Annotated in this window: 3 protein-coding genes; all 3 read left to right on the top strand. The window is 26.4% G+C overall.

Annotated features, from left to right (window positions below; all coding sequences use genetic code 11):
- Positions 1-246 precede the first annotated feature (246 nt).
- A complete protein-coding gene (locus GBZ86_RS07755; protein WP_152889362.1) occupies positions 247-3,966 on the top strand; it encodes a beta-N-acetylglucosaminidase domain-containing protein in 3,720 nt (1,239 codons plus the stop codon).
- Between the two features lie 126 nt (positions 3,967-4,092).
- Positions 4,093-8,973, top strand: a complete 4,881-nt coding sequence (locus GBZ86_RS07760) for a glycoside hydrolase domain-containing protein (protein ID WP_152889364.1) — start codon at positions 4,093-4,095, stop codon at positions 8,971-8,973.
- A 209-nt stretch (positions 8,974-9,182) separates the two neighbouring features.
- Positions 9,183-12,178, top strand: a 2,996-nt coding sequence (locus tag GBZ86_RS07765) for a carboxypeptidase regulatory-like domain-containing protein (protein ID WP_152889366.1), incomplete at its 3' end; no start/stop codon positions are given.

The following is a 12,178-nucleotide window of genomic DNA, read 5'->3' on the forward strand; positions in this document are numbered from 1 at the left end:
AATTTTATTATTATAAAAGGATGAATTTTTTCTAAAATTTTTGAAAAATGATTTTATTTTAATTATTATAAGTTAATATGAAAAAATTATCGTAAAAGGTAAAAAGTAAAATATTTACATTTGGAATTTTGAGTCTTAAACTATAGTTAAGACCATATTATGTAAAAAATCTTAGAGTTAATTTGATAAGAAAATTTTTAAAAAATATGGGTTATATATAATATCAGTTTAAGGGGAGTGAGTTAGATGATTAGAAGAAATAAAAAAATTATTTTAAGTTTAGTTATGACATCTGTATTTTCAGCGGGATTATTTTCAAATGTTACATCAGTAAAAGCAAATGATGAATTAAAAATAGGAGTTACTAGTATAAATCCATTACCACAGGAATTTAATGAAGTAGGAAATGGATTTACAGTGGATAGTAATGTAAATATTATAGGATCAGATAAGGCAGATGAGGATGCTGTAAGAGAATTAAAGGAATTATTAAAGCTTTATAATATTTCCTTTGAGGAAAATAATATTCCAATAAATGAAGGAACTAATATTTATATTGGAGAAATTGATGATGGAGATATAATTAGCAATAAACTTACAGAGTTAAATGTGGAATCTGCTGATACTTTAGAAAAAGAAGGATATGTTTTAGTTATTAAGGATGAAGAAGCTAGGAAGGATATAGTTCTTTCAGGAAAGGATAATAGAGGAACCTTTTATGCGGTTCAAACCTTAGAACAGCTTATAGTAAAGGATAATGAAAATGTTAATTTACCTGAAGTTGAAATAAGAGATTATCCTTCTATGGAGTTAAGAGGAGGAATAGAAGGTTTTTACGGAGCACCTTGGTCCCATGAAGATAGATTAAATCAAATAAGATTTTATGGTGAAAATAAAATGAACACTTATATATATGCTCCAAAGGATGATCCCTATCACAGAGATAAATGGGATGAGCCTTATCCTGAAAGTGAATTAAATAGAATGCAAGAGTTAATAGATACTTCTATTGAAAATGAGGTTGACTTTGTATTTGCTATATCTCCAGGAGGAAGTATAAATCTTAACAGTGAGGAACATTATAAAAAACTAATAGCAAAGTTAGAATCTATGTATGATATGGGAGTAAGATCCTTTGCAGTATTCTTTGATGATATCTCAAATAAGGATGCTATGGGTCAATCTAAATTATTAAATAGAGTTCAAAGAGAATTTATAGAGAAAAAGGGTGATTGTAATCCTTTAATAATGGTTCCACAGGAATATAGTTTACCTACTATTGGAAGTTATACAGATATAATGGGACGAGAGTTAGATGAGAATATTATTGTAATGTGGACAGGAAATGATGTGGTTCCACCAACTATAACTGTAGATGATTTAACTTTGATCAATGAAAAATATAATAGAAAAATGTTTATATGGTGGAACTTTCCTGTAAATGATTATTGCCAAGATAAACTTTTACTAGGACCAGCTGAAGGATTAGACCTTAACCTAGATAATGCAGTAGTTGGATTAGTTTCAAATCCTATGAATGAAAGTGAGTGTTCTATGTTACCACTATATACAACAGCAGATTATACTTGGAACACTAATGACTATAATAGAGATAAATCTTGGGAGAATGCTATAAAAGAACTTGGAGGAGAGGCAGCAGAAGCATTGAAAATATTTACGGATCATTCAAGGTCATCTATTTTAAATGATCAAACAGAATCCTTTGATTTAAAACCTTTAGTAGATAGTTTATTAACTAAGTGGCAGGACAATGAGGATATTACTAAAGATTTAGAAATAGTAAAAAATGAATTTGAGAAGATAGAAAAAGCTCCAGGTATAATTAGAGAAAAAATAAATAATGAAAAGTTTATAGCAGAAACAGATGCTTATCTTACTAAATTAGAATTATTCGGAAAAATAGGACAGGATGTTATTAATATGATAGAAGCTCAAGTAAAAGGAGATATTAATACTGTTTGGCAAAAGAAACTAATAATTAACAAAGGATTAAAAGAAGCAGATGATATGAGAATTATAAAATGGAAAGATCCTTTAAAAGTAACCATAGGTTCAAAGGTGGTAGAACCATTTATAAGAAATGCAGTTTCTATAAGTGACACTATTTTCAATGAAAGTATTAATGGAAAAGATGAAGAAGGGGAAGAAAGTTATACTAAAAATCCAATAAGTTCTTTTAAACATTATGAAAATTATACCTTAGATAAAATGGTAGATGGAAATAAAAACACTTATTTTTGGAGTAATAAAAATACTAAAATTGGTGATTATATAGGAATTGATTTAACTAAGGTAGAAAAGATAAATAATATCTATTTACAGATGGATAATACAGGAAAGGATTATATTACAAAAGGACAATTGGAGTATTCATTAGATGGTGAAAATTGGAATGCTATTGAAGAAGAAACTACGGATAGAGTTTTAAATTTAAATAATTTAGATATTGAAGCAAGATATTTAAGGTATAGAGCTACAGAGGATACAAATTATTGGTTAAAGGTTTATGAATTTGATATAAATGTAAGTAGTAAAGAAAATTTAGCAATTTATACAAATATAAATGAAGCAAAGGAATTAAAAGTTTCTAATGATGGAAGTAATATTTCAATAAATGGAACTAATACTTCTTTAAATTTAAAAACTAATGATTATATAGGAGTAAACCTTGATAAGTATACTATATTTGATAGTTTTAATTTAGATTTATCAAAAGAATTTAAAGGTTCTTTGCAATACTCCGTTAACGGGAAAAATTGGAATGAGTTATCAAAAGTTAATGGAAAGGAATTAAGTTATGAAATTCCATATGGAGCTAAGTATTTAAGAATAGTAGCAGAAGAAGCTGTGGAAGATATTAATTTAAATAGCTTTAATTTAGCTTTAGAGGCTGAAAGAAAGTTAACTCCTTCTACTAATTTACCATATTATGATGCTCCATATAAAATAGAAAAAATGGTAGATGGAAATGAGGATACTTTTTTCTGGGCAAGTAGAACTATAGTAAAAGGTGATTATGTTAAGGTAGATTTAGGAAAATTAACAAATGTTAGAGATGTAACTCTTATAATGGGGCATAAAGACCATGCTAGTGATTATATACAAAATGGACAAATGGAATATTCCATTGATGGTAACACATGGCATGCAATAGGTGGAGTAAATACTGGAGCAACAGTTAAAAAGAGTGGATTAAATATTAATGCAAGATATTTAAGGTATGTGGCTACAGATAAGTCTCCTAACTGGGCAACTTTCTGTGAATTTAAAGTAAATACAGAAAAAGTACCAGCTGCTTTAGTGGAAGGTTCTCCTAATGGACAGGCAGGGTTTGAATTAAATCAATTAATTGATAAAAATTTATTAACGGCGTATAAACCAGCTAATACTCCAAGTAATGGAGAAGAAATAATAGTTAAGCCTATTGATGAAAGAAATTTAACAGGTATACACATTTTTCAAGAAACTGAAAATATATGTAATGGAGAAGTTCAGGTTAAAGATAAGGATGGAAATTGGGTAGCAGTAGGTAAATTAAATGAAGCCTATAAAGATATTAAAGTAGATTCAAAATTAGAAGCTAGTGAAATAAAGGTGGTATGGGATGAAAATGGTGATGCACCAATAATATATGAAATTATGCCACAATACACAGAAGAGGAAGAGGAGATAATTGAAAAACCTAATAAACCTTCAAACTTTATAGCAACTGCTTTATCTAATAGTAGTATAAAATTAAATTGGAATGCACCAAGTAATGTTAAGATTAAAGAATATATAATTTATAAAGATGGTAAAGAGGTAACTAAGATTTTAGGAAAAAATATAGAATTTACTGTTAGTGAATTGAAAGCTAATACTTTATATGGATTTAAAATTGTAGCTGTGGGAATAGATGGACAAAAATCTAGACCAATAGCTATAAATAAGAGAACAACAAAATAATAAAAATTTTTTAATTTTATAGGAATAAAATACATGATTTTTAAAAGCTAATTTAATAAATCATGTATTTTTTTATTAAATGAAAATATCAATATAATATATTAAAATATAGGAGGAATAATTTAGATGGGATCAATAAAATATTTTGATGCCACCAAGGATTTAAAAAAAATAAAAAATTTTGGTAGATCAACAGTGGTTATAAAATTTAAGTCAGAGAAAAAAACTGGAACAATGACTTTATTTAGTGTTTCTCAAGATGCAAGCGTTCCTAAAAAAATAGAGTTGCTTTTAATGGATGGAATTTTAACTGTGAGTGTGGAAACAGATAATAATAGTTTTAATGTTAAATCAAGAGATAAATATACTGATGGACAGTGGTATATTGCAATAATAACTTTAAGTGAAAGTCAAGTTGTTTTATATGTAGATGGTATTAAAATAGATAGATCAACTATTAATATTATTGGAGTTAGTTTTAAATTTATTCCAAACTTAAAATTTATGAATATTGGCAGAAGCATAAATGAGGAAGGCTTAGGAGAAAAATTTTTTATAGGAGAAATAGCATATGTAGATATATTTAATAGAGTATTAACTAGTGATGAAGTAGCAGTGTTAGGTAAGCAACAAATTAATATTAAATATGAGATTCCGTTGTTAGATTTTTCAAAAATTAAAAATAAGCAAATAGTTATAGATAGGGAGCCTAATGTTTATTTAGGACAACCTGCTACTGTTTTATTAAATGATGAAAAAACAATGTATGCTGTTTATCCTAAAGGAGATAAAAAAGGTGCTTTAGTATTAAAAAAAAGTGAAGATGGAGGAATTACTTGGTCTAATAGATTAAAAACACCTGTTACTTGGACTTTTAATAAAGGAATGCCTACATTATATAAGATAATTAAGCCTGACGGAAAAACAAGGATAGAGTTAATTACTGGATTTTCAGAAGGTGAAGTTGAAGGTGTTTTTCAAAATCAAGGTGGTTTTAAAACGGCTTATTCAGATGATTTAGGAGAAACTTGGAGTGAACTTGTAGATTGGTTTGCAACAAATAAGTATATGGGAACTATGGCTCATACAAGTTTAACTAGATTAAAAAAAGAAGATGGATCATGGGATGATAGATGGATGGGGATTTTTACAGATTCATCATATAATAATTGGAAAACTATACTTACATTTAATACTTATGGTGAAGAGATGTGGAGTGAGCCAGTAAGGTTATTAGAACCTTATAATAAGACAGAAAAATTGGATAAACTTTGTAAAATTGAAGTTTTAAGATCTCCTAATGAAAAACAACTAGCTTTAATAGCAACAAGTGAAAGTAGAGAAAATAATTCAATGATAGCTTTTTCTAATGATGAGGGAGAGAGTTGGACTGAACCAACAGAGTTACAGGGTGCTTTAAATGGAGAAAGACATAAAGCTAAGTATGATCCAATATCAGGCAGATTATTTATTTTATTTAAAGAAATTATAAGAGATCCTGAAAACATTGGAGATGTAAATGCATGGCGTAAAGGTGGTTGGGCAGCTTGGGTTGGAACTTATGATGATCTTGTGCATAATAAGGAAGGACAATATAGAATTCTTCTTATGAAGGATACTAAATTGGGGGATTGTGGTTATTCAGCAAATGAAGTTTTAAAAAAAGGAATTTTTATCGTAACATCCTATGGCTATTGGGATGAAAATTTTAATAAACCTTATATTATAACATTAAGATTAAAATTAAATGATATAGATATTATTCATAAACAAATGAATTTACCAGATCCTTTATTAAAAGAATATATTGTATTTGATAAAAATAAAGAAGCATGTGCAGTTACTAGATTACCAGGAATAGTTATAGCTCAAAATGGTGCTTTATATGCTTGTTGTGAAGGGAGAAGTACTCCAAATGAATTATCTACAATAAATATTTTATTAAAAAGAAGTGATGATGGAGGAGTTACTTGGAGTAGTACAAAAATTTTAGCTACAGGAATAAAGGATAAAAAAACTTATCATAGTCCAATAATGATAAAAAATAATAATGGGTTAATGCATATGTTATATTGTGAAAACTATAAGAAAATTTATCATATAAAAAGCTTTGATAATGGAGTAACATGGTCTCAACCTATGGCTATAGAAGAATCACTTGAAAATTTTCAAAAAGAATTTAATTGGTTAGTAATTTCAACAAGCTCTGGTCATGGAATTCAACTTAAAAATGGAAGATTAATAGTTCCTATATGGTTAGCACTAGAAAGAGATAAATCTAAGTCTGTAGTTGCAACTTTGTATAGTGATGATAATGGTCTTACTTGGAATAATGGTGAAATAATATATGGACAAGAAGAGATGGTAAACCCAAGAGAAGCAACTATAGTTCAATTAGATAATGAGTCTGTTATGATTAATATAAAGGTAGAAAGCAATTTTAGAAAAAGAGCTATAGCTGTTAGTTTAGATGGAGTAACTGGCTGGACTACTCCTATATTTCATGAAGATTTAGATGATCCAATATGCTTTGGTAGTATGATTAGATTAACAGAAGGAAATAAGTATTATAATAGTAGAATATTATTTAGTAATATAAACAATACTGATAGATTTAGTAATTTAACAATAAAGATGTCTATGGATGAAGGTAAAAGTTGGAATATGGTTAAGACTATTTATCCAAGAACTGCAGAATATTCTGATTTAGTAGTAAGTCAGGACAAAAATTGGATTTATTGTTTATATGAAAAAGATGGATATGATAAATTATATTTAGCAAAATTTAATTTACAATGGTTAACAGAAGGAAAGCAGAACTTAAATTTACTAGAAGATATTGAGCAAATAATATATCCTATTAAATTTAATGATATATTAATGAATGAAATATGGAATTCATTAGATGAATGGATGGTTGAAGGTAATATTAATGGAGCATCAATAAATGATTCGAAAAATTTACAGTTAAATAGTGATAATTCATTGAGCACTTTATTAAGTAAGAACAATATAAGTATAAAACAACACTATACTTTAGAGATTAAAGCTAAATTTGATGATTTCGTTTCAGGAACTGCAGGAATTAATACTACATTAGGAATTAAAGTTTCAGATGGATTATATAGGCTTATGATGGATTTTCAAGAAAATGAAATAAATGTAATTACGGATGATGGAAAATGGTCTAGCGTGAAAGAAATTAAAATAGATAATAAATGGCACGTATGGAGTATTGTGGTTAATATGGGTGAAGGCTCATTATATATGGATAATAATTTTTTAAGCAAATTTAATATAGAATATAAAAAAGAAACAGATAGTATACAATTATGGATAAGTGGAAAAAGTAAATATCCTGCACAATCACAAGTAGAATATATAAAATTATATGATAATTTAACATTTTTAAATAGCAAATTAGACGGTTTTTTTGCAGATAATAATAAGCATTATCTAAAAGAAGATTATAATAGCATAATAAATGAAAGTAAAAATAAAACTTTAAATTTAACTTGTTGGAGAGGAGAAAAAACAAATGTTGAAATTTTGCTATGGACTGAAAATGCAATTGTTAAGAATGTAAGAATTTATTCATCCTTTTTTACAGATGAAGATAAAAATATAATTTTGCCATCAAATATATCTTTTAAGTTTTTAGAGTATGTTAAAGCAGAAGCTAAAATGATTCCAGATATGATAAATGATGTTTTAAATGTTAATATTTCACCTAAAAGTATTCAGCCAGTATGGATAACAATTAAAATTCCGGAAAAGACTTTAGCTAGTATATATTATGGAGTAATAACAGCTTATGGAGATAATTGTAGTCCTGTTAGTTTTAATGTAAAATTAGAAGTTTTAGATATGGTATTACCACCTGTTAATAAAAGACAGTTTCATTTAGATTTATGGCAAAATCCATATGCTTTAGCTAGATACTATAAAGTTAATTTTTGGTCTAAAAAACATATAGATTATTTAAAATCACATATTAAAATTTTAAAAGAAGCTGGACAAAAAGCTATATATACTACTATAGTAAATAATTCTTGGGGAGATACAACTTATGATTCTTATGGAACCATGGTTTTTTGGACTAAAAAAACTAATGGTAAATTTGATTTTGATTTTACTATTTTTAATATTTATGTATCTTTATGCTTAGAAATTGGAATAGATGAACAAATAAATTGTTATGGTATATTACCTTATGGTAATAATCTAATATATTATGATGAAACACAAAAAAGGGAGATTAAAGAGAGTTTAATTCCAGGCAGTTCTAAATGGAATACTTATTGGAGTGAATTTATAGCTGAATTAGTTAAAAATGCAAAGAATAACGGATGGGAAAATAAAATTTATATAGCTATTTATGAGAAAAGTGCAAGTGAAATAAAGGCTGTAATGAATTTGGTGAAAGATACTCCATTAAAAATATTAGCAGCTATAAATTATATAAATGTAAAGGATATATTTGATAATGTTGAAAATCTTAGTATAAACTTAGGGAAAATAAAAGATGATTTTCAGTATCTTTTATATGATAGAAAAAAAGATACTTTTAAGACTACATGTTATACAACTACAGGAGATTTTCCAAATACTTATACAACCTCTAATCCAGGAGAAATAGTATGGATAGGATGGTATGCGGCAAAATACAATTTAGATGGATTTTTAAAATGGACATGGGATAGTTGGAGTGCAAAACCTTTACAAACAACTGATTTTTTTAGATTTGAATCAGGAGAATGTTTTTTAATTTATCCTAATGGTAAAAGTTCTGTTAGATTAGAACGTCTTATAGAAGGGTTTCAAGATCATGAAAAAATTAAATATATATTAGATAATAATGGAAATTGGAGTTTTGAAATTTATAAAATATTAAAGGAACTAGAGGGAAGTTATAAAGATAAATCAATTAATTATGGAGAGGAAGTAGTAAAAGCAAGAGAAAAATTGAATGAGGTAGTAAGAAGTATAATAAAAGAAAAAATTTAAAATATTATTAATTATATTTCTTAAAAGAAAAAGTTTGGATGCTCTAATATATGATAAAAAATTAATTTGAAAAATGTGATAAAAGAAAGAATATAATTCTCTTTTATCACATTTTTATTTTTAATTTATATATGGGTTTAAAGTAAAATCACAAAAAAAAATAAATAAAATATTATGATATAAATAGGGTAAAAAGGTGGGAGGTTTTGGTGAAAATAAGACAAGATAAATATAAATTAAGTCAATCTTCAATTGCGAAAATTAATGAAGATTTTATGGATATAAAATTAGATTTAAAGCTTATGGCAAGTAATAATAAAATTAATATAGGTTGTTCAATTTTAGGGTATGTTAAAGATAGTTTTAATGAACCTATTAAAAGAGCTAAAGTTAAATTATTAGATTCTCAATATAACTTACTAACATATAGCTTTACTGATGAAAAAGGGATGTATCATATAGAAACTGTTCCTTATAGTGAAAATTATTCTGTTATTGTTACTTCTATGGGAAAACTACCTTCAAAAAGTGAATTTTTTAAATTAAAAAAAGAAGAAAAAAAGATTTTAAATTTTATTCTCAATGAAGGTGAGGTACTTAATTTTGGAGTTATAAGTGGAGTTATAGAAGATAAAAATAATTTTAATCATGTTGTAGGATCTGTTATATGGTTGTATAAAATTATAAATAATGAAAAGAAATTAGAGGCTATAACATATTCAGATAAAAAAGGTGAATTTTTATTTAGTAAATTATCACCTGGAATTTATAATATTGTAATATTTAATATTTCATATTTTTCGGAAGAGATAGTAAAGGAGGTTAAATTAGGTGAAATTTCTAAAGTGAAAGTTTATTTACAATATAAATCATATTTATATAAATCATCTATTTCAGGAATAATTACTGATGAAAGTAATAAAATTATTTCAGATGCAATAGTTATATTATATAAGCTAGATAATAATAAAGTTATTCCAGTATCATTTACAACTACAAATTCTAAAGGATTATATAATTTTATTAATATTCCAAAGGGAAATTATATTATTAAATCTAAAAAAGTAGAAATAATATCATCTAATTATAATAACATTACTTTCACTTTAGTAGAGGATAATACTATAGAGTCTTCAAATTATAAAATTTTTGATATAGCTTTAGGAACAGCTTCAGGTTCAGCAATAATAGATAAAAACACTAATTTTATTATGGGTATTGGTGGAGAAAATAATGGAGCTGTAAGTATGACATTTAAATTAAATCATATGGGTTTATATAATTTAGCAATTCAGTATATAGCACCAGATGTAAATAGGCATTTAAATATTGATGTTAATGGAAGTAATATAGGTACTAATATTTTACCAAAAACAAATGGGAGCAAAGTATCAGATGTAAAGGTATTTACAGTACCCAATAGTATAGAACTAAATCTTAATAATACAATTAAATATTATGGAGATGGAATAAATAATGCTCCATATTTAGGAAAAATGGTTTTGTATTTATCAACATATATTTTTAACATTTCAGAAGGACAACTAGCTAATGGTGCAGTTTTAGATGAAGATTCTAAGCTTATAAATTGGCTTGGAGGAGAAACTAATGGAAATATTTCTATAATAATTAATGTAAAGGATAGAGGAATTTACAATTTAGCTTTTAAATATCTTTCATTTGATGGAAGTAGTCCTATTAAAGTAAATATTAATGGAATAAATACAGGTTCTATTTATGTTCCATTAGCAACAGAGGGATGGTCTATAACAGATGCTAAATTATATACACTTCCTCATACAGTTAACCTTAATTTAGGAGAAAATAAAATTGAATTTTTGGGTGATGGAAAAAGCTATGCACCTAGTTTAGGAAATATTTATATTACTTTAAAAACAGTTATAAACTCATCAACACCAACTGTACCAAAGGAATCAATTATGACACCAGGATCAGCTATATATACTTATAATGTAATTAATGGCACTTTAACAGAAGATGCACAAATAAGCAGTTTAACTAACTTTGTTACTAAGTTAGGAGGTATAAATAATGGTTCTGTAAGTATAAAATTAAATTTAGATAATGGTGGTTTATATAATTTAGCAATTCAATATATAGCATCAGATGCAAATAGACCTTTAAAAATTGAGGTTAATGGAATAAATATAGGTACTAATATTTTACCAAAGACAAATGGAAATAATGTATCAGATGCAAAGGTGTTTACATTGCCTAATAAAATTGAATTAAGTTTAAATAATACAATTAAATTTTATGGAGATGGAATAAATAGTTGTCCAGATTTAGGTAAAGTTTTTTTGGCTTTAGCAATATATATTTTTAAGCTTGCAGAAGGGAAACTTTCTAATGGGGCAATATTAGATGAAGATTCTAAACTTATAAATTGGCTTGGAGGAGAAACTAATGGAAGTGTTTTTATAACAGTTAATGTAAAAGATGCAGGTATTTACCAATTGGCTGTTAAATATCTTTCATTTGATGGACAAAGTCCTATTAAAATAGATATTAATGAAGTAAATACAGGTTCTATTTATATTCCTCCAGCAACAGAGGGATGGTCTATAGTAGATGCTAAATTATATACACTTCCTCACACAATTAACCTTAACTTAGGAGAAAATAAAATTAAATTTTATGGAGAAGGAAAAAGTTTTGCACCTAGTTTAGGAGATGTTTATATCACTTTAAAAACAATTATAAATTTATCTACACCAACTGTTCCAAAGGAATCTACTAGTACTTTGCCAGTAGAGGCAACTAAGGAAGCTTTATATACTTATAATGCTATTAAGGGTATTTTAACAGGAGGAGCAGAGATAAATAGTGCAAATAATCTTGTAACTAAATTAGGTGGAGAAAATGATGGAGCAACTACTTTAACTGTATTTATAGATAAAGAAGGAATTTATAATTTATTTGGTATTTATATTGCTCCAGATTTTAATAGTCATTTAAAAATTTTTATTAATGAAACAAGTAAAAATTATAGTTATGAATTACCTATGACAAGAGGAGAAACATTAATATATTCAAAAATTTTTATAATAGTTATTGAGTTAAAAGAAGGAAATAATACTATTAAATTTCATGGAAATGGAAAAGATTTAGCACCAGATTTAGGACCTATGGTTTTGTTTACCAATGATTTTGAAGAGAAAGAACCTGTATTACAATATTATAT

This window comes from Clostridium tarantellae, from assembly GCF_009295725.1.
GTDB classification, from domain to species: domain Bacteria; phylum Bacillota; class Clostridia; order Clostridiales; family Clostridiaceae; genus Sarcina; species Sarcina tarantellae.